This window comes from Brevundimonas diminuta (assembly GCF_050310045.1).
Taxonomy (GTDB): domain Bacteria; phylum Pseudomonadota; class Alphaproteobacteria; order Caulobacterales; family Caulobacteraceae; genus Brevundimonas; species Brevundimonas diminuta_F.
This window is the reverse complement of record NZ_CP190005.1, coordinates 2,524,762-2,542,469: the sequence shown is the minus strand read 5'-3', so window position 1 is coordinate 2,542,469 and position 17,708 is coordinate 2,524,762. Positions and strand designations below refer to the sequence as shown.

Here is a 17,708-nt window from a genome sequence, read left to right as displayed (position 1 = left end):
CGTCATGGAGATCGCCAGCCCCCAGATTGGATTGGGCGATGCGCTCCTGGTCATCGACGCCCAGAACGACTTCTGCGAGGGCGGCGCTCTGGCGGTTCAGGGCGGGGCGGCGATCATGCCCCTGATCAACCGGCTGGCCGAGCGGTTCGCGACTGTCATCGCCACTCAGGACTGGCACACGCCGGACCAGATCAGCTTCGCCTCCAACCATGCGGGCGCGGCGCCCTTCACGCAGATCGAGGTCGCCTACGGCCCCCAGATGCTGTGGCCGGATCACTGCGTGCAGGGGACGCCGGGGGCGGACTTTCACCCTGACGCGGCGCCTGCCGTGACCAAGGCGCTGGCCGTGGTTCGCAAGGGCTATAATCCCGCGGTCGACAGCTACTCCGGCTTCTATGAGAACGACCACAGGACGGCGACCGGTCTGGCGGGTCTGCTGCGCGATCTGGGCGTGAAGCGGCTGTTTCTGTGCGGTCTGGCCTATGACTACTGCGTCCGCTTCACCGCCGAGGACGCGGTGCGAGAAGGCTTCGAGGCCGTGGTCATCGAGGACGCCTGCCGCGCCATCGCTCCGGACACGGCGGCCGCCGCCAAGGCCAGCTTCAGCGCGCTGAAGATCGCCGAGATCGCGGCCTCAGACCTGATCTCTCACTCATAGAAGTCCGCCTCATCGGGAATGCGGGTGAAGGCGATCTTGGCGCCGATATAGTCGGGCAGGCCCGCCTTGGGGCCGATGCTGACCGTGTCCTTGCCATAGCGTTTGTTCAGCGCATCCAGCGCCTGCGACAGGCGTAAGGACGGCGCGTCGCCGCCCTGATCCGGGCCGATGTCGAACAGATCGGCCTCGAAGGCGTCGCGCGCCTTCAGGCCGTGAACGCCGACGCCGACATAGCTCAACCGCCCGGCCTCCAGTTCCGGCTCGACCCGGCGCCACAGCGCGTCCAGCGCGGCCAGCAGGGCGAAGGTGTCCTGCGTCGGGGCGACGGCGCGGGTCAGGCCCGTGGTGTCCCAGCCGCGCCTGGCGCCCTTCGGCCCCATGTCGAGATGCAGGCTGATCCCGGCGCCGGTCAGCCCCATCCGCCGCAGCCGCGCCCCGCATTTGACCATCAGGCGCCGCGCGACCGCCCGCGCCTTGTCCGGGTTGCGCATGGCCTGCGCCAGCACATGGCTGTGGCTGATGGAGGCAGGCGGCTTTTCCGGCGTCGGCTCGCTGTCGAGGCCGTGCAGGCCGCGCCAGATGCGCTCGCCCTCGATGCTGTTCCAGACCGCCCGCGCCTCCTTGGCGGTCATGTTCCACAGGCCCGCCGTGTCCGTGACGCCCGCCGCCGCCAGCCGCTCGCGCATCCGCGAGCCGACGCCCGGATACTGCGACAGCGGCAGGTGCAGGATGGCGCCGGGCAGTTCGTTGGCGCGCAGTATCGTCAGCCCGGCGGGCTTCTTCATGCCGCAGGCCGTCTTGGCCAGAAACCGCGAGGGCGCCAGTCCGATGGAGGACCGGAGACACCCGCCCACATTCTTCATGATCCCTGCCTGAATGCGCCGGGCCAGGGCGACGGCGTTGGCTTCCTGCCGCTTCGGCCCGATCAACTGGCACGAACATTCGTCGATGGAGCCGACCTTCCACACCGGGACGTGCTGGTCGATCTCGTGCATGATCTGCTTGTGGACCTGAACATAGAGGTCGGGCCGCGCCTCGGCGACGATCAGGTCGGGGCACAGGCGGCGGGCCTCGGCCACCTGCATCCCGGTGCGGACGCCGAAGGCCTTGCTCTCATAGCTGGCGGCGATGGCGCCGGTGTATTCGCTGATCGCCGGGCGGACGATGACGGGCTTGCCGCGCCAGTCAGGGTTCTGCTGCTGCTCGACGCTGGCGAAGAAGGCGTTCAGGTCGATGAACAGCCAGCGCAGCCCGGCGGCGTCTTCATCAGGCTGTCGACCGGGGCGTTCCATGATGTGAACATATCAGGAACGTTGTGCGCGTGGGAGTCGGATGTGGGGAAAGGCCATCCCCCAGTGCCGTCATCCTCGGGCTTGACCCGAGGATCCAGCCACGCCGACAGCCACGGCATGAACCACCGGCGCCTGCACGCATCCGGCCGAAAAGGTTCTGGATCCTCGGGTCAAGCCCGAGGATGACGGCGAAGAGAGGGAGGGCGGCTCAGTTCGCCGCCGCGTAGGCCTCCACCTCGGCGATCCGCTTCGCCTTGTCGGCGTCGTTCAGGAAGCTGCCCTCGAAGCTGTTCTTCGCCAGTTGCGTCACCTGTTCGCGCGTCAGGCCGACCGCCTCGGCCAGTTGGCTATAGTTGGCGTTCACATAGCCGCCGAAATAGGACGGGTCGTCCGAGTTCAGGGTGACGTGCAGGCCGCGGCGCAGCATCTCGGGGACCGGGTGGTCCTTCAGATTCCTGACCACGCACAGCTTCAGGTTCGACAGGGGGCAGACGGTCAGGGTCATCTGTTCGGCGGCCAGACGGGCGATCAGGGCCTCGTCCTCCATCGAGCGGTTGCCGTGGTCCATGCGGTCGATGTGCAGCAGGTCGAGCGCCTCGCGGACGTATTCGGGCGGGCCTTCCTCGCCCGCGTGGGCGCACAGCTTCAGCCCTAAGTCGCGGGCGGCGGCGAAGACGCGTTGGAACTTGGACGGCGGGTGGCCGACCTCGGACGAATCCAGTCCGACGCCGATGAAGTGATGAAGATAGGGCTTGGCGGCCTCCAGCGTGGCGAAGGCTTCGTCTTCGCTGAGGTGGCGCAGGAAGCTGAGGATCAGGCCCGACGTTACGCCCAGCTCCGCCTTGGCCCGGTCCATGCCCGCGATCAGGCCCTCGACCACGACGGCGAAGGGCACGCCCCGATCGGTGTGGGTCTGGGGGTCGAAGAAGATCTCGGCGTGGCGGACATTGTCGGCGGCGGCGCGCTGGAAATAGGCGAAGGCCAGATCCTCGAAGTCCTGACGGGTCAGCAGCACGGCCGCGCCCGCGTAGTAGATGTCGAGGAAGTCCTGCAGGTTCGAGAAGTCATAGGCCGCGCGCACGGCCTCGACGCTGTCATAGGGAATGGCGACGCCGTTGCGCTGCGCCAGCTCGAACATCAGTTCGGGCTCGAGCGAGCCTTCAATGTGCAGGTGTAGTTCGGCCTTGGGCAGGCCGGCGATGAAGGCGTCGAGGGACATGAGGGGCTCCGTAACTTGAGCGCAGCCTAGCACTTTTCCTCCCCATGCAATGGGGAGGGGGACCACGAAGTGGTGGAGGGGCTGGGGCGGAGGAATCCAGCGGCCCCTCCGTCACGTCGCCTGCGGCTCCGCGCCACCTCCCCATCGCGATGCGATAGGGAGGAAAGGCGGAATCCTACATCCGCTCGGGCGTCTCGATGCCCAGCAGGCGCAGGGCCGTCTCCAACTGGTGCAGGGTCGCGGCGGCCAGGGCCAGGCGCGAGCCCTTGGTCGCCTCGTCCGGCGCGACCAGGATCGGGCAGGCGGCGTAGAATTTGGAGAAGCTCTGCGCCAGCCGATAGGCGTGCTCGGCGATCAGATTGGGCGAGCGCTTGTCATAGGCGTCCGCCGTGGCCGCGTCGAAGGCGTCCAGCGTCAGGGCCAGATCGCGTTCGGCGGCTTCCTCGATGACGATGGGGGCCAGGGCCACGCCCTGTTCCGCCGCCTTGCGCAGCAGGGATTTCACCCGCACGGCCTGATACAGCAGATAGGGGCCGGTCTTGCCCTCGAAGCTCATGAAGCGGTCGAGGTCGAAGACGTAAGAGGTCGTGCGGTTGTTCGACAGGTCCGAGAATTTCAGCGCGGCGACCGCCACCTTGTGGGCGATGTCCTCAAACTCTTCGGCGGGCAGGTCGTCGCCCAGCTTGGCCTCGTGCAGACGCTCGCGCGCCTTTTCCGTCGCCATGTCGATCAGGTCGCGCAGCTTCAGGACGCCGCCCGCGCGGGTCTTGAACGGCTTGCCGTCGGCGCCGTTCATGGTGCCGAAGCCCAGATGCTCCAACGACTTCTCGGGCGCGTATCCGGCCAGATAGGCGGCGCGGAAGACCTGTTCGAAATGCTCGGCCTGACGCTCGTCGACGACGTAGAGGATCAGGTCGGGCGCAATCGACTTCTTGCGGTCCAGAATGGTGGCCAGGTCGGTCGTGCCGTACATGGCCGAGCCTTCGGAGCTGATGACCAGCAGGGGCGGGGGCGACGGCGCTTCGATCACCGAGCCGTCGGCCAGCTTCTTCTTGCGGGTTTCGCCTTCGCGGGCGACGTGGACCACCTGGGCGCCGTCGTCCTCGACCAGCAGGCCCTTGGCCTTCAGGTCGGCGATCATCTCGTCCATCAGGGGATCGGCGTCGCTCTCGCCGTTCCACAGGTCGAAGTCGACCGACAAGTCGTCATATTCGCGCTTCAGCGCCTCGCGGCTGACGGCGACGAAGTGTGACCACAGGGCGCGATAGCCGGGGCGGCCGCCCTGCAGTTCGGCGGTCGCCTTGCGGGCGCGATCGCGGAAGGCGGGATCTTCCTTGGCCTTGCCCGCCGCCAGCGGATAGAGGTGGTCGAGGTCGGCCAGCGTCACCGGCGTCTGCGCCGGGAAGGGACCTTCGCCGTCGGCCATGAAGGCGTCGGCCAGACCCTCGTCGCCGCAGGCGGTGATCAGCAGGCCCATCTGGAAGCCCCAGTCGCCGAAGTGGGCGTCGCCGGTGACGTCATCGCCGCGCAGGCGGAACAGCCGCTTCAGGCTCTCGCCGATGATGGCGCTGCGCAGGTGGCCGACGTGCATGGGCTTGGCCACGTTCGGGCCGCCGTAGTCGATCACCACCTTGCGCGGCTCGACGCGCGAGGCGCCGGCCAGTTCATCGTCCGCCGCGACCTCGGCCGCGCGCTGGGCCAGCGCCGCGTTCGACAGCTTCATGTTGATGAAGCCGGGACCGGCGACCTCGACCGAGGACAGGCGCGGATCGGCGGCCAGACGCTCGGCCACCTTTGCGGCCAGTTCGCGCGGGTTGGCCTTCAGCGCCTTGGCGGCGGCCAGGGCGCCGTTTGACTGGAAGTCGGCCAGGTCGGGACGGTCAGAGGCGGTGACGCGGGCCAGGGCCTTGTCCACGCCTTCGGCGGCGAAGGCGGCTCCGACCGCTTCGCTGAGAGAAGTCTTGAGGTCGGTCATGTCTTAGTTGTTCTGTTGGCCCGCAGTCGGGCGGAAACGGCTGCCGGATCGGTTGAACTCGGCCATCTGGGGCGTGACGTCGAAGCCGATCAGGACTTCGAAGTGGCCGCCGCTGGTGGTGGCTTCGGCGCGCGGGATGACGATGGTCTGGCTGGCCTCGGCCTGGGTGCGGTCGGCGCCGCCGAAGGTCACGGGCAGGTCGAAATATTCCTTGGCCAGAACGGCGGAGTTCCGCTCGGTCACGGCGATCCAGTAGCGGTAGGTGCGTGCGTCGCCCTCAGCCTGAGGCCCTTTGCCGAGGCTGAACAGCAGGTTCATGTCCAGACGGATCGGATCGGATTCGCGATAGGTGCAGTCCGAGCTGACGCCCTCGATCTCGCCGGTGTAGCCGATGCCGCTGGTCGAGGGCTGGGCGTAGTCGGCCATCTCGACGTAGCGGGCCGCGTCATAGAGAATCTTCACATAGGGGCAGGGGCCCGCGTTGGCGCGTCGGCTCAGCGGCGCGAACCGCATCGGGCGCGAGGGCGCCTCCTGGGCCTTCTTGCCGCCGCCCTGCGGACGCCCGCTCTGGGCTTCGGCGGCGTTGGGGATCAGCGCGGCCGCGATGGAAAAGGCGGCGAGGGCGGTCAGGACGCGACGCATCAGGAGCTTTCCGGCAGTCGATGAAGGCGGGCCGATCAGACGCCCGAACGGGCCACGCTGGGTGGTGATAGCGGCTAAAGCGAGGCGCGGCAAACGGCGCGCGGACTTCCGGTGGCGATCCGGCGCGCAAAGCCCTAAGTTCAGCGCCATGAACGCGCCTGTATCGCCCTCACAGTTTCAACGTCGCCCCCTGTCCGTCCGCATGGCGACGCCGCGCGGCTTCTGCGCCGGGGTCGACCGCGCCATCCAGATCGTCGAGCGCGCGATCGAGAAATACGGCGCCCCCGTCTATGTGCGCCATGAGATCGTCCACAACCGCCACGTCGTCGATCGGCTGAAGGGTCTGGGCGCCGTCTTCGTCAAGGAACTGGACGAGTGCCCGGACGACCGGCCGGTGGTCTTTTCGGCCCACGGCGTGCCCAAGTCGGTGCCCGCTACGGCCCGCTCGCGCGAGATGCTGTTTCTGGACGCGACCTGCCCGCTGGTGTCCAAGGTCCACGTCGAGGCCGAGCGGAATTTCGCCGCGGGGCGCCACGTCATCCTGATCGGCCATGCGGGCCACCCCGAGGTCGTCGGCACTATGGGCCAGCTGCCGCCTGACGCCATCAGTCTGGTCGAGACGGTCGAGGATGCGGAAGCCTTCCAGCGCCCCGGCGATCAGCCGCTGGCCTACGCCACCCAGACCACGCTGTCGGTGGATGACACGGCCGAAATTCTGGCGGCGCTGAAGCGGCGCTTCCCCGAACTGCCCGACCCGCACAAGGAAGACATCTGCTACGCCACCACCAACCGTCAGGAGGCGGTCAAGCGGCTGGGCGAGGGTTGCGGGCTGGTGCTGGTGGTGGGGTCCAAGAACTCGTCCAACTCGGCGCGACTGGTGGATGTGGCGCTGAAGGCCGGAGCTCTCGATGCGCGCCTGGTCGATGATGCGGGCGATCTGGACTGGGGCTGGTTCGACGGGGTCGAGACGGTCGGCCTGACCGCCGGGGCCTCGGCGCCGGAGCCGCTGGTGCAGGGGGTGATCGAGGCGCTTCGCACCCGCTTCGACGTGACCGTGACCGAGGACGACGGCGCCCGCGAGACCGTGACCTTCAAACTGCCCCGCGCCCTGACGGCCTGAGACGGCGGCGCACACGGCCGGGGAGGGCCGCGACATGAGCGCACTGGACGCCATCGACCGCCGCCTGCTGGCCATACTGCAGGAAGACGCCACCGTGCCTATCGCCGAACTGGCCGAGCGGGTGGGCCTGACGCAGACGCCGTGCTGGAAGCGGGTGAAGCGGCTTCAGGACAGTGGGATCATCGCGGCGCGCGTGGCCCTGCTGGACCGCGAGGCGCTGGACCTGCCGCTGGTGGTCTTCGTCTCGGTGAAGACGCGGCGGCACGACGCCGAATGGCTGGAGGCCTTCCGTCAGGCGGCGGCTCTGCCCGAGGTGGTCGAGTTCTACCGGATGAGCGGCGAGGTCGACTATCTGCTCAAGGTGCTGGTCAAGGACATCGCCGCCTATGACCGCTTCTATCGCCGCCTGATCGCCATCACGCCTCTGGACGACGTGTCGTCGAGCTTTGCGATGGAGCAGATCAAGTTCACCACGGCGTTGCCGCTGTAGGACGCGACTGCGGAGAATAATATTCTCCTCCAGCCTGAGCTTTGAAGGTCGAACAGCAATGATTCTTTCGCGCAATCGGAATATCATCCGCTTCCTGTAGCGGAGGTTTCATGCTCAAGCGTCTGTTTGTCGATCACCCGGCCTCGGTCGGAGAAACCTATACCGAGCACATGGGGGCGGCGGCCTCGTTCGGGGCGGCCATGTTCGTCGGTTCGATGGCCTGCTTCGTCCATGCGGTGTTTCCGGGACTGTGCGTCAAGACGGGCAGCGGCATCATCAACACCCTGCACCGCCGCATGGTGACGCACCGCGTCGATCCCGCCCGTGTTGATTTGGCCCGTGTTCCCGCCCATCCGGCGGTCTGCGATCAGGCCGTCGATCAGGCCTGATCGCGCCCCGTCAGCCTAACAGGTTCAGCCCAACAGGTTCAGGGCCACGGCGCTCTGATACAGCATATAGATCGCCACGACGAAGATCAGGCCCGCGAAGACGGTGTTCAGCAGGCCCTTGCGGCTGGACATCGACTTGGCCAGCCGCGCGCCCGCCAACCCGCCCAGAACGCCGCCGCCGATGAAGACCGCCGCCAGCGGCCAGTCGACCCAACCCGCCAGCGCATAGTTGAAGGCGGTGGTCAGGCCGAAGGCGGTCACGCCGACCAACGACGAGCCGACGGCGTAATAGATGGGCATTCCGGTCGAGCCCATCAGGCTGGGCACGATCAGGAAGCCGCCGCCGATACCGAAGAAGCCCGATAGCATCCCTGTCGCCGCTCCTGTGCCGACCAGCTTGGGCGCATTGCGCGCGGTCAGGGTCACGTCCGGGTCGCCCGCGGCCGAGCGGCCGCGCAGCATCAGGGCGCCGACGACCAACATCAGCACTGCGAACAGGGCCAGCAGTTTCTGGCCGTCCACCGCCTTCCCGAAGCTGGAGCCCAGCGCCGCCCCGACCACGCCCGCCGCCGCGAACAGCAGGGCGATCTTCCACTTCACCGCCCCATGCCGGGCGTGGTTCAGCAGATTGGCGAAGGCGTTGGCGGCCACGGCGAAGGCGCTGGTTCCGATGGCCAGGTGCGGGTCTTTCACCCCCACCAGATAGACGATCAGCGGCACGGCCAGGATCGAGCCGCCCCCGCCCACCAGGCCCAGGGTGAAGCCGACCAGCGACCCCGCCCCGGCGCCCAGTCCGTATTGCAGCAGGCTGAGCGGCTCGCCCATCAGGCGGCGCTCTTTTGTGCGCGGGGGGCGACGCCCGGCTCGACGCAGTCGGGGGCGCACAGCCACTCGCGGCCCTTCAGCATCCCGACCCAGTAGATTTCCGGCAGGGCCTGCGCCTTCAGGTGCCAGGCGCGGCGCGTCGGCTGGCGCCCGTCCAGCATCCATGACGGGAAGCTGGGCAGCAGTTTGCCGCCATAGCCGAACTCGGCCAGCACGATCTTGCCGCGCTCGACCGTCAGGGGGCAGGAGCCATAGCCGTCGTAAACGGCCTTCAGCGCCTTGCCGTCCAGCATGGAGAGGACGTTTTCGGCCACGACCGGCGCCTGTTTGCGGGCGGCGGCGGCGGTCTTGGCGTTGGGCGCCGAGCAGGCGTCGCCCAGGCCGAAGACGTTGTCGAGGCGGGTGTGGTGCAGCGTCGCCTGATCGACGTCGATCCAGCCGCTGTCGGCCGCCAGCGGGCTGTTGCGGATGAAATCGGGCGCGGTCTGCGGCGGGCAGACGTGGATCATGTCGAAGTCGCGGACGATTTCGCTGATGGCCCCATCGGCGTCGGTGACGGCGAAAGTCGCCTTGCGCGCCTCGCCGTCGATGGCGGTCAGGCGCGAGTTGAAACGCAGGTCGACGCCGTAACGCTCAATGTATTTCATCAGGGCGGGGACGTAATCCTTGACCCCGAACAGCACGGCCCCGGCGTTGTGGAACTCGATGTCCACGTTCTTGAGGGCGCCGGTGCGCTGCCAGTGGTCGGCCGACAGATACAGGGCCTTCTGCGGGGCGCCCGCGCATTTGATCGGCATCGGCGGCTGGGTGAACAGGGCGCGGCCGCCCTTCAGCTCCTGCACCAGCTTCCACGTATAGGGCGCCAGATCGAAGCGGTAGTTGGAGGTCACGCCGTTGCGGCCCAGCGTCTGGCTCAGGCCGGGGATGGCGTCCCAGTCCAGCTTGATGCCCGGCGCGGCGACCAGGGCGCGATAGCCGATGCGGCGGCCGTCCGACAGGCGCACCTGATCGGCCTCGGGCGCGAAGTCGACGACGCTGTCCTTGATCCAGCGGGCGCCGGTGGGGATCAGGCGGCAGGTCTCGCGCATGGTGCGCTCGGGCGTAAAGACGCCCGCGCCGACCAGCGTCCAGCCGGGCTGATAATAGTGGCGCTCGGACGGCTCGACGATCACCACGTCAAGGCCGGGGCGGCGGCGCAGCAGGCTGGCCGCCGTGGCGATCCCGGCGGCGCCGCCGCCGACGATCAGGACGTCACAGGTTTCGGATGCTTGCGGATGGGCCATGCCTCAGCCCTCCAGGCGCGGGCCGAGCGGCGAGACGTCGTAACCGGCGGCGGCGGCCAGGGCGACGATCTCTTCGGCCGGGCGCTCGCCCGCCTGCGACAGCGCCCACAGGAAGGTGGTGCGGGTGCCCGAGCGGCAGTAGCCGAGGATGGGCTGGGGCAGTTCTGCCAGCGCGGCCTTGAAGCGGGCGATGTCGTCGGGCGTCATGGCCCCTCCGCGCACCGGAATGTGGACGAAGGGCAGGCCCGCGGCCTCGGCGGCGGCGCGGATGTCCTCGGTCATCGGCTGGCCCGGCTCTTCGGCGTCGGGACGGTTGGAGATGATGGCGCGATAGCCCTGGGCGGCCGCCGTCGGGACCTCCTCGGGCAGGATCTGCGGCGAGACGTGCAGGCGGTCTTCCAGCGGGCGGATATCCATGGTGCGGTTCTCTGGCTTTGAGGAATCTGGCTTGAGGAAAAAGGGCGCGCGTCAGAGCGCGTTGATGGGCACTTTCAGGTAGCGGACGCCGTTGTCTTCCGGCTCGGGCATGCGGCCGCCGTTCATGTTGACCTGAACCGAAGGCAGGATCAGGCGCGGCATGGACAGGGTGGCGTCGCGGGCGGTGCGCATGGCGACGAACTCGTCCTCGCTGACGCCGTCGCGGACGTGGATGTTGCCCTCGCGCTGGGCGCCGATGGTCGTCTCCCACGCGAACTCGGTGCGGTCGGGCGGCGCCTTGTAGTCGTGGCACAGGAAGACGCGCGCCGCCGGGGGCAGGGACAGCAGCCGCTTGATCGAGCGATACAGCGTCCGCGCATCGCCGCCGGGGAAGTCGCAGCGCGCTGTGCCGTAGTCAGGCATGAACAGGGTGTCGCCGGGGAAGACGGCGTCGCCGATCACATAGGCCAGACATGCCGGGGTGTGGCCGGGAACGTGCAGGACGGTGGCCTGAAGCCCGCCGATGGCGAAGCGGTCGCCGTCGTCGAACAACTGGTCGAACTGGCTGCCGTCGCGGCGGAACGCTGTCCCCTCGTTGAAGACTTTGCCGAAGACGTCCTGCACCTTGATGATGTCGCGGCCGATGGCCAGCCGACCGCCGAGGCGCTCCTGCAGATAGGGCGCGGCCGACAGGTGATCGGCGTGGGCGTGCGTCTCCAGCAGCCACTGGACCTCGAGGTTTTCGGCCTCGACGTAGGCGATCAGGGCCTCGGCCGAGACGGTCGAGGTGCGGCCCGCCGCCTGATCGTAATCCAGCACGCTGTCGATGATGGCGCAGGCGTTTGAGCCGGGGTCGCGCACCACATGGCTGACAGTGAAGGTGGCGGGGTCGAAGAAGGATTTGACCACGGGCCGCTGGGCCGCGTTCGTCAGGGCGGCCTCGATCAATTCCCTGGCGTGATCACGGGCATAATCGCGGGCGGGGTCGATGGGGGCGTCGGTCACGGCGTCTCTCCGCATTGATCTGGATCAAGCAATTAGATACTTACATATTATATGCAAGTAATTGTTTTCAAGGTGCGCTGCGCCTCGGCGACGCGTAGCCCTATGGCATGGAAACCGACTCGATGACGGACACGCCTTTGCTGCGGCCTCTGCGGATCAATGAGGCGGCGCCGGATTTCGCCGCCCGCACGACGCGCGGCCAGCGTCGGCTGAGCGACTATCGCGGGCGCTGGCTGGCCTTCTTTTCGCACCCGGCAGACTTCACCCCGGTCTGCACCAGCGAGTTCATCGCCATGGCCCGGCGTCAGGCGGACTTCACGGCGATCGGCTGCGAGCTGCTGGGCCTGTCGGTCGACAGCCTCTATTCCCACCTGGCGTGGTTGAAGGACATCCGCGATCGCTTCGACGTGACGGTGGAGTTTCCCATCATCGAAGACCCCTCCATGGTCATCGCCCAGGCCTATGGGATGATCGACCCGGCGGCGCCCGACAGCGCCTCGGTGCGCGCCACCTTCGTCATCGACCCGAACGGCGTGGTGCGGGCCATCAGCTGGTATCCGATGAACGTCGGCCGTTCGGTCGAGGAACTGCTGCGTCTGATTACGGCCCTGCAGACGGCGGATCGGGAAGGGGCTTCGGCGCCCGAAGGCTGGACGCCGGGCGCGCCCCTGCTTCAAGCGGCGCCGACGGACTTCGGCGATGTGCTGGCGGGCGATGACGCCTGGTATTATCAGCCGGGGCCGCGATGAAACCCGCCGACGCCGATCTGGAGCGGTTGAAGGCCGCCGCGCCCGAGGCGGCCGAACTGCTGCGGCAACTGGCCAACGCCAACCGCCTGCTGATCCTGTGCCATATCGCGCAGCAAGAGCGTTCGGTCGGCCAGCTGGAACAGGAACTGGGTTTGCGCCAGCCGGGCCTGTCGCAACAACTGGCCGAACTGCGCCAGTCGGGGCTGGTGAAGACGCGGCGCGAGTCGCGCTCCATCTATTATTCGCTGGCCGACGCGCGAGCCGAGGCCGTCATGGCTATGCTGCATCGTATCTTCTGCGACGACCCCAGAGTTTTGACCGAGGCCGTGCGTCAGGAACAGACGGCGCCGGACCACGGTCGCCCCGCCGGAGACGCGGCGCGCTTCGCCCGGATCATTCCGTCGCGCTGATGCCGAGGCTTCGCGCCGTGCAGCAAATCAGTGATTGAAGCTGAAACTGATTATCATTAAGCGATGTGGCGAAGCGCCTCTGGCGCTGTTTCGTGAAGAGCGAGAAGCTATTCGATGGTCGAGTTGAAGCTGGGGCGTCGGGCCCTTCTGATGGGCGCTGCGGCCCTGATGGCGGCCGGGGCCGCCGGGTGCGCGCGGCGTGAGGAGGCGGGCGCCGCCTCCGGCCTTATGGACCTGCGCGACCGGCCGCTGGCCATCACCCCGCCGGTGACGAAGCTGTCGATCGACGACAGCCGTTTCCTGATCGCCCTGTCGCTGATCCATCCCGATCCGGTCAGCCTGCTGGCTGCATGGGCGGGGGATGTGAACCGTCTCAGCCCGGAAACCTACGCCGCCTATCTGGAGAAGTCCCCGGCGCTGGCGACCCTGCCCAAGACGCCCAGTTCGGCCGCCGCCTTCAACGTCGAGGCGGTGCTGGGCGCCCAGCCGAACGTGGCGCTGGTGTCGCTGGATTCCGGCCCGACCGACGCCCAGACGGCCCAGCTGGAGCAGGCGGGCGTGCGCGTCGCCTATATCGACTTCTTCCAGCACCCGTTTGAAAACCAGGCTCGCAGCCTGACCCTGCTGGGCGCCATGATCGGGCGGGGCGAACAGGCGGAACGCTACAACGCCTTCCGCGCGGCAAGGCTGAAGACCATCTCCGACCGCGTCGCCGGGCTGAAGGACGAGCAGAAGCCGACGGTCTTCCTGGAGGCCCACGCGGGCAACGGGCCGGACTGCTGCAACTCGGTCGGCGCCGGGAACATCGGCGACTATCTGACCTTCGTTGGCGCCCGCAACATCGGCGCCGAGGTGCTGAAACAGCCGTCGGGCAAGCTGAACCTGGAGTTCGTGGTCGAGCGCGACCCCGACATCTACATCGCCACCGGCGGCCCGCACCTTGAGAAGACCGGCGGCTTCGTCGTCGGCCCGAAATACGACGCTGAGACCTCGCGCGCCTCGCTGCGCCGCGTGGTCGGGCGGCGCGGCCTGTCGACCCTGAAGGCGGTGCGCGAGGGCAAGGTCCACGGCCTGTCGCACCAGCTGATCAACTCGCCCATCGACATTGTCGCCACCGAAGTCCTGGCCAAGTGGATCCAGCCCGAACTGTTCGCCGATCTGGACCCGCGCGCGACGCTGGACACGATCAACAAGGACTTCCTGGCCGTACCCTATCGCGGGGACTACTGGACCGATCTGGTCCCGGCCGCCTGATGTTCCGCCCCCTGATTCATCCCCGGAGAACCGCCATGACCATCCTGCGTAACGGCATTCTGACCGCCGCCGCCTTCGCCGTCCTGGCGATGGCCTCGACCGCCTCGGCCCAGACGATCGAAAAGACCGTCAAGGTCGCTCCCGGCGGCCTGTATGAGATCGTCTTCAACCCGGCTGACAACGACCTCTATGTCGCCGCCGTCGGCCCGCGCGGCGCTAATAATGCTCAGGTCGTGCGCCTGAACGGCCAGACGCTGGCGCCGGAATCCTCGGTCGATGTGTCGGCCAATCCGCTGTTCGGCCTGAACCTGAACACCCGCACCCAGGTCCTGTACGGCACGGACACCCGCGCAGGCGCGGTCACGGCCATCGACGCCCGCACCGGCCGTCTGATCGCCACCATCCGCAACGAGGGGCAGGAGGGCGCCCACGTTCGTCAGGTCGTGGTCGATGAGGCCCGCAACAAGGCCTATGTCACTCTGGTCGGCGGCGACGCAGGCGACGCGGCCCAGCCGAACATGGTCTGGGTCATCGACGGCGCCACGAACAAGGTTGAGCGCACCATCATGACGCCGGTGGGCAGCCTGACCGGCGCGGCGCTGGATGGCGCCAACAACCGCCTCTATGTCGTCGGCATGGGCAGCGACGACGTGGCCGCCATCGATCTGGCGACCGGCGAGGCCGTGGGCCAGTGGTCGACGCAGGGCGACACCCCCATCAACATCGCCGTCGATTCCGAAGGCCGCCGCCTGTTCATCGCCAATCAGAAGTCGGGCGAGCTGACGGTGCTGAACGCCGACACCGGCGCCCTGCTGGGCCGTGCGGCGACGGGCGAGGGCGCGCTCAGCGTCGCTTATAACGGCGCGGTCAAACAGATCTATGTCGCCAACCGCGTCGCCGGAACGGTGACGGTGCTGGATTCCGACACCTATGCGGTGAAGGCGAACCTGCAGACGGGCACCTTCCCCCAGACCATCGCCATCGATCGCGCGACCAACGCCGTCTACGTCTCGAACAAGGCGCGGGGCCTGCCGCGCAACGCCCCGGCCGGCACGCCGGTCCCGGTCGACCCGACCGGCGACGTGGTGACGCTGATCCGTCCCTGATCCCATCAGAACCGCATATGGAAAGGCCCGGCCGCAGATGCAGCCGGGCCTTTTTCTTGGCTCAGAGAGATTTGCGGTGGGGAGTTCAGCCCGCCAGAACGTCGTCGATCATCACCTGCAGCACGCCGCGGTCGCAGCGCTGGACGCGGGCCGAGACGCGATAGACCTCGGCCAGAATGTCCGGCGTGATCGCCTCGTCCGGCGCGCCGAAGGCGACCAGTTTCCCCTTGGCCATGACGGCGATCCGGTCGGATACACGCGCCGCCGCCTGCAGGTCGTGCAGGACGATCATCACCGTCATGCCCCGTTCAGCCGCCGCCTCGCGCGCCAGGTCCAGCACGCGCAGCTGATAGTGCAGGTCCAGCGCGCTGGTCGGCTCGTCCAGCAGCAGCAGGCGCGGCTCGCGCGCCAGGGCCTGAGCCAGCCCGGCCAGCTGTTTCTGTCCGCCCGACAGCCGGTCCAGCCGTTGCCCGGCCAGAGCCTCGGCGTTGATGCGTTGCAGCACCTCATAGGCGCGCTCGGCCGCCTGGGCGTCGGTATAGACGGCGCCGCGCAGGGGCGTGGCGCGGATCGAGGCGACCACCGTCTCCAGCACTGTCAGCGCCACGCCCTGCGGCAGGGTTTGCGGCATGTAGGTGACGCGCTTGGCACGGTCGGCCAGCGACAGCCGGGTCAGCTCCGCCTCGTCCAGCCGGATCGAGCCGTGCGCCGGGATCAGGCCCGCCAGACTGCGCAGCAGGGTGCTCTTGCCCGCGCCATTGGGGCCGACGACGGAGACGACCTCGCCTGCGGTCAGGGGCGGCAGGCTGAAGCCGCTGATGATGGGCTGGCCGCCGTATCCGGCGTCGAGGCCGCTGATCGTCAGTTCGCTCATGCCCGGCCTCCGTTGCGGAAGATCAGCAGCAGGAAGACGGGCACCCCGATCACGGCGGTGACGATGCCGACGGGCATCAGCACGCCCGGCACGATGATCTTGGACGCCGCCGAGGCCAGCGACATGATGACCGCTCCGGCCAGCACGCTGGCGGGCAGGAAGTAGCGGTGATCCTCGCCCACCAGCAGACGGGCGATGTGCGGCCCGACCAGTCCGATGAAGCCGATGGCGCCGACGAAAGCCACGGCCGTCGCCGACAGCAGGCTGACCCGCAGCAACGACAGGAAGCGCAGGCGCTTCACATCGACGCCGAAGCTCATGGCCCGGTCCTCGCCCAGACGCAGCGCCGTCAGCGCGCGCGAGGACAAAAGCGAGAAGGGCGTCACCACCACCAGCACAACCGCCAACGCCGCGACATTGCTCCACGTCGCGCGCGACAGCGATCCCATGGTCCAGAACACCAGCTGCTGCAGTGCCTCGGCCGAGGACAGGAACTGCACCAGCGCCGTCAGGGCGTTGAAGGCGAAAACGAGCGCGATGCCGAACAGGACGATGCTCTCGATGCCCGACCCCTTCATTCGCGCCAGCGCCTGAAGCGCCAGCACCGAGCCGAAGGCGAAGACGAAGGCGTTCAGCGGCACCAGCCAGTCGGCGCCGATGAAGGACGACCCCAGCCCCAGGACAATGGCCAGCGACGCCCCGAACGACGCCGCCGAGGAGACGCCCAGCGTAAAGGGGCTGGCCAGCGGATTGTTCAGCACCGTCTGCATCTCGGCGCCCGCCAGGGCCAGGGCCGCCCCGACCATCATCGCCATCAGGGCGTAGGGCAGGCGCACCTGCCAGACGATGGCCTGCTGGGCCGTGGTCAGGCTGGACGGATCGAACACGCCCTGCAGCACTGTCAGCGGCGACAGGGACGAGGGGCCGGTGGCGATGTCCAGCAGCAGGGCCGCCACAGCTATGACGGCCAGAACAGCGATGGCGAACAGCTTGGTCCGCACGCTTTTGGAATAGGCGACGACCGCCTCGGGCAGGGCGTTTTCAGCGTTCGCCAAAGCACGAACTCCACTCAGAGAATGCGTCGCAATACATGTCTGCGACGAGATGGGCTAGGGTGGGCGTATGACGTTGACCCCGAACGCCCTCTCCGACATGCGGAAGACCGACCAGAAACCCGGCCAGAAACCCGATCAGACCGCCGATATGACAAAGCCTTATGCCATCCGCCTGCCTGCTGTCGATGGCGCGCCCGCCATCGACGTGCGCGTGATGACGCCGCAGGGCGAGCGACCGGAAGGCGGATGGCCGGTGCTGGTGCTGCTGGAGGGCGAGGCCTTTTTCGACGCCGCCGCACAGGTGGCGGGGCGGCTGTTGCGGCGCTCGGCCAAGACGCGGGTGGATGCGATGATGGTGGCGGGCGTCACCCTGTCGGTCGTGACCGATCGCGTCGCCGCCTATGCCTTCACGCCGGGGCCTCAAGGCCAGACGCCCGAGCCGCGCGGCGCGGCCCTGCTGGCGCAACTGACGACGCAGGTGCTGCCGCGCCTTGCTGAACTGGGCGCCGATCCGGCGCAGTCGGTGCTGATGGGCCATTCCATGTCGGGCCTGTTCGTTCTGGAGGCGCGGGCGGCGCGAGCGCCCTTCGCCCGCCATGTCGCCGTCAGCCCGTCGATCTGGTGGAACCCGGCGGTCATCGCCGCCCAGCCGCAGACGCAGCCGGGGACGCAGGACGACCTGCTGATCGCCGTCGGCGCGCGCGAGGAAATGGACGGTCTGCCGCTCGCCCATCTGGGACGCCGCATGATCTCCAACGCTCGCGATCTGACGGCGCGCGGCGGCGTAAGTTTGCGGGTGTTTGAAGACGAAGATCACGGCTCGACCCCTTATGCGGCTTTGCCGTCCATCCTGCGCTTCGCTGCGCCTTACCGGGGCTGAGGCGCCGTTTCCTGCATTGGCGGCCTTCGCCCGCCCATGCCATCCTCCTTGCTTCAGTTAGGAGG

Annotated in this window: 19 protein-coding genes; 9 read left to right on the top strand and 10 right to left on the bottom strand. The window is 68.1% G+C overall.

The genetic code is table 11. From position 1 onward, the window contains the following. Window positions 1-4 precede the first annotated feature (4 nt). A complete protein-coding gene (gene pncA / locus ACORJG_RS12230; RefSeq protein WP_427789372.1) occupies window positions 5-658 on the top strand; it encodes a bifunctional nicotinamidase/pyrazinamidase in 654 nt (217 codons plus the stop codon). Here the strand turns inward: pncA and ACORJG_RS12225 are convergent. From ACORJG_RS12225 to ACORJG_RS12210, 4 genes are all read right to left on the bottom strand, one after another. Then, window positions 649-1,950 (bottom strand): type VI secretion protein ImpB, encoded by a 1,302-nt coding sequence (locus ACORJG_RS12225; RefSeq protein ID WP_427789370.1) that lies wholly within the window; start codon window positions 1,948-1,950, stop codon window positions 649-651. The genes pncA and ACORJG_RS12225 overlap by 10 nt on opposite strands. 208 nt (window positions 1,951-2,158) lie before the next feature. After that, complete coding sequence (locus ACORJG_RS12220) at window positions 2,159-3,169, bottom strand: adenosine deaminase (protein ID WP_427789368.1); 1,011 nt, start codon at window positions 3,167-3,169, stop codon at window positions 2,159-2,161. Between the two features lie 175 nt (window positions 3,170-3,344). Continuing rightward, window positions 3,345-5,144, bottom strand: a complete 1,800-nt coding sequence (gene argS, locus ACORJG_RS12215; RefSeq protein WP_427789366.1) for an arginine--tRNA ligase — start codon at window positions 5,142-5,144, stop codon at window positions 3,345-3,347. 3 nt (window positions 5,145-5,147) lie between these two features. Further along, complete coding sequence (locus ACORJG_RS12210) at window positions 5,148-5,786, bottom strand: Tat pathway signal sequence domain protein (protein WP_427789365.1); 639 nt, start codon at window positions 5,784-5,786, stop codon at window positions 5,148-5,150. A 148-nt stretch (window positions 5,787-5,934) separates the two neighbouring features. Between ACORJG_RS12210 and ispH the strand changes: the two genes are divergently transcribed. From ispH to ACORJG_RS12195, 3 genes are all read left to right on the top strand, one after another. Further along, the gene (ispH, locus tag ACORJG_RS12205; RefSeq protein ID WP_427789363.1) at window positions 5,935-6,906 is read left to right on the top strand and encodes a 4-hydroxy-3-methylbut-2-enyl diphosphate reductase; all 972 of its coding nucleotides are present in this window, start codon (window positions 5,935-5,937) and stop codon (window positions 6,904-6,906) included. 34 nt (window positions 6,907-6,940) lie between these two features. Further along, the gene (locus tag ACORJG_RS12200; protein ID WP_427789361.1) at window positions 6,941-7,396 is read left to right on the top strand and encodes an Lrp/AsnC family transcriptional regulator; all 456 of its coding nucleotides are present in this window, start codon (window positions 6,941-6,943) and stop codon (window positions 7,394-7,396) included. Between the two features lie 110 nt (window positions 7,397-7,506). Further along, entirely contained in the window at window positions 7,507-7,785 is a 279-nt protein-coding gene (locus ACORJG_RS12195; protein ID WP_427789359.1) for a DUF6356 family protein, read from the top strand. A gap of 24 nt (window positions 7,786-7,809) precedes the next feature. Here the strand turns inward: ACORJG_RS12195 and ACORJG_RS12190 are convergent, their stop codons facing one another. Genes ACORJG_RS12190 through ACORJG_RS12175 form a run of 4 tightly spaced genes read right to left on the bottom strand, consistent with a single transcriptional unit; the run spans window position 7,810 to window position 11,330 of the window. Next, window positions 7,810-8,610 (bottom strand): sulfite exporter TauE/SafE family protein, encoded by an 801-nt coding sequence (locus ACORJG_RS12190; RefSeq protein ID WP_427789357.1) that lies wholly within the window; start codon window positions 8,608-8,610, stop codon window positions 7,810-7,812. Then, complete coding sequence (locus ACORJG_RS12185) at window positions 8,610-9,893, bottom strand: NAD(P)/FAD-dependent oxidoreductase (protein WP_427789355.1); 1,284 nt, start codon at window positions 9,891-9,893, stop codon at window positions 8,610-8,612. The genes ACORJG_RS12190 and ACORJG_RS12185 overlap by 1 nt, the downstream gene beginning before the upstream one ends. A 3-nt stretch (window positions 9,894-9,896) precedes the next feature. Then, a complete protein-coding gene (locus ACORJG_RS12180; RefSeq protein WP_303697779.1) occupies window positions 9,897-10,310 on the bottom strand; it encodes a TIGR01244 family sulfur transferase in 414 nt (137 codons plus the stop codon). Between the two features lie 51 nt (window positions 10,311-10,361). Further along, window positions 10,362-11,330, bottom strand: a complete 969-nt coding sequence (locus ACORJG_RS12175; protein ID WP_427789353.1) for an MBL fold metallo-hydrolase — start codon at window positions 11,328-11,330, stop codon at window positions 10,362-10,364. Between the two features lie 92 nt (window positions 11,331-11,422). On the opposite strand from ACORJG_RS12175, the gene ACORJG_RS12170 reads away from it, so the two are divergent. From ACORJG_RS12170 to ACORJG_RS12155, 4 genes are all read left to right on the top strand, one after another. After that, the gene (locus ACORJG_RS12170) at window positions 11,423-12,064 is read left to right on the top strand and encodes a peroxiredoxin (RefSeq protein WP_427789351.1); all 642 of its coding nucleotides are present in this window, start codon (window positions 11,423-11,425) and stop codon (window positions 12,062-12,064) included. After that, complete coding sequence (locus ACORJG_RS12165; RefSeq protein WP_427789349.1) at window positions 12,061-12,474, top strand: ArsR/SmtB family transcription factor; 414 nt, start codon at window positions 12,061-12,063, stop codon at window positions 12,472-12,474. Before ACORJG_RS12170 ends, ACORJG_RS12165 begins: the two co-directional genes overlap by 4 nt. A 114-nt stretch (window positions 12,475-12,588) precedes the next feature. Further along, on the top strand, window positions 12,589-13,728 hold the full coding sequence (locus tag ACORJG_RS12160) for an ABC transporter substrate-binding protein (protein ID WP_427789347.1): 1,140 nt from the start codon (window positions 12,589-12,591) through the stop codon (window positions 13,726-13,728). 35 nt (window positions 13,729-13,763) lie between these two features. Further along, a complete protein-coding gene (locus tag ACORJG_RS12155; RefSeq protein WP_427789345.1) occupies window positions 13,764-14,834 on the top strand; it encodes a YncE family protein in 1,071 nt (356 codons plus the stop codon). Between the two features lie 85 nt (window positions 14,835-14,919). On the opposite strand, the gene ACORJG_RS12150 is transcribed toward ACORJG_RS12155, so the two are convergent. Beyond that, window positions 14,920-15,708, bottom strand: a complete 789-nt coding sequence (locus ACORJG_RS12150; protein WP_427789343.1) for an ABC transporter ATP-binding protein — start codon at window positions 15,706-15,708, stop codon at window positions 14,920-14,922. Beyond that, a complete protein-coding gene (locus ACORJG_RS12145; RefSeq protein WP_427789341.1) occupies window positions 15,705-16,763 on the bottom strand; it encodes a FecCD family ABC transporter permease in 1,059 nt (352 codons plus the stop codon). Before ACORJG_RS12145 ends, ACORJG_RS12150 begins: the two co-directional genes overlap by 4 nt. Window positions 16,764-16,911: 148 nt before the next feature. Here ACORJG_RS12145 and ACORJG_RS12140 point away from each other — a divergent pair, with 148 nt between their 5' ends. Then, window positions 16,912-17,643, top strand: a complete 732-nt coding sequence (locus ACORJG_RS12140) for an alpha/beta hydrolase (protein WP_427789339.1) — start codon at window positions 16,912-16,914, stop codon at window positions 17,641-17,643. The last annotated feature ends 65 nt before the right edge of the window (window positions 17,644-17,708 follow it).

Excerpts from the sequence above, each read along its gene's own strand:
- ACORJG_RS12225 (WP_427789370.1), bottom strand. The coding sequence starts at position 1,950 with ATGGAACGCCCCGGTCGACAGCCTGATGAAGACGCCGCCGGGCTGCGC.
- ispH (WP_427789363.1), top strand. The coding sequence starts at position 5,935 with ATGAACGCGCCTGTATCGCCCTCACAGTTTCAACGTCGCCCCCTGTCC.
- ACORJG_RS12165 (WP_427789349.1), top strand. The coding sequence starts at position 12,061 with ATGAAACCCGCCGACGCCGATCTGGAGCGGTTGAAGGCCGCCGCGCCC.
- ACORJG_RS12185 (WP_427789355.1), bottom strand. The coding sequence starts at position 9,893 with ATGGCCCATCCGCAAGCATCCGAAACCTGTGACGTCCTGATCGTCGGC.
- ACORJG_RS12155 (WP_427789345.1), top strand. The coding sequence starts at position 13,764 with ATGACCATCCTGCGTAACGGCATTCTGACCGCCGCCGCCTTCGCCGTC.
- ACORJG_RS12190 (WP_427789357.1), bottom strand. The coding sequence starts at position 8,610 with ATGGGCGAGCCGCTCAGCCTGCTGCAATACGGACTGGGCGCCGGGGCG.
- ACORJG_RS12175 (WP_427789353.1), bottom strand. The coding sequence starts at position 11,330 with ATGCGGAGAGACGCCGTGACCGACGCCCCCATCGACCCCGCCCGCGAT.
- ACORJG_RS12210 (WP_427789365.1), bottom strand. The coding sequence starts at position 5,786 with ATGCGTCGCGTCCTGACCGCCCTCGCCGCCTTTTCCATCGCGGCCGCG.
- pncA (WP_427789372.1), top strand. The coding sequence starts at position 5 with ATGGAGATCGCCAGCCCCCAGATTGGATTGGGCGATGCGCTCCTGGTC.
- ACORJG_RS12195 (WP_427789359.1), top strand. The coding sequence starts at position 7,507 with ATGCTCAAGCGTCTGTTTGTCGATCACCCGGCCTCGGTCGGAGAAACC.
- ACORJG_RS12150 (WP_427789343.1), bottom strand. The coding sequence starts at position 15,708 with ATGAGCGAACTGACGATCAGCGGCCTCGACGCCGGATACGGCGGCCAG.
- ACORJG_RS12200 (WP_427789361.1), top strand. The coding sequence starts at position 6,941 with ATGAGCGCACTGGACGCCATCGACCGCCGCCTGCTGGCCATACTGCAG.
- ACORJG_RS12140 (WP_427789339.1), top strand. The coding sequence starts at position 16,912 with ATGACAAAGCCTTATGCCATCCGCCTGCCTGCTGTCGATGGCGCGCCC.
- ACORJG_RS12180 (WP_303697779.1), bottom strand. The coding sequence starts at position 10,310 with ATGGATATCCGCCCGCTGGAAGACCGCCTGCACGTCTCGCCGCAGATC.
- ACORJG_RS12160 (WP_427789347.1), top strand. The coding sequence starts at position 12,589 with ATGGTCGAGTTGAAGCTGGGGCGTCGGGCCCTTCTGATGGGCGCTGCG.
- ACORJG_RS12170 (WP_427789351.1), top strand. The coding sequence starts at position 11,423 with ATGGAAACCGACTCGATGACGGACACGCCTTTGCTGCGGCCTCTGCGG.
- ACORJG_RS12220 (WP_427789368.1), bottom strand. The coding sequence starts at position 3,169 with ATGTCCCTCGACGCCTTCATCGCCGGCCTGCCCAAGGCCGAACTACAC.
- argS (WP_427789366.1), bottom strand. The coding sequence starts at position 5,144 with ATGACCGACCTCAAGACTTCTCTCAGCGAAGCGGTCGGAGCCGCCTTC.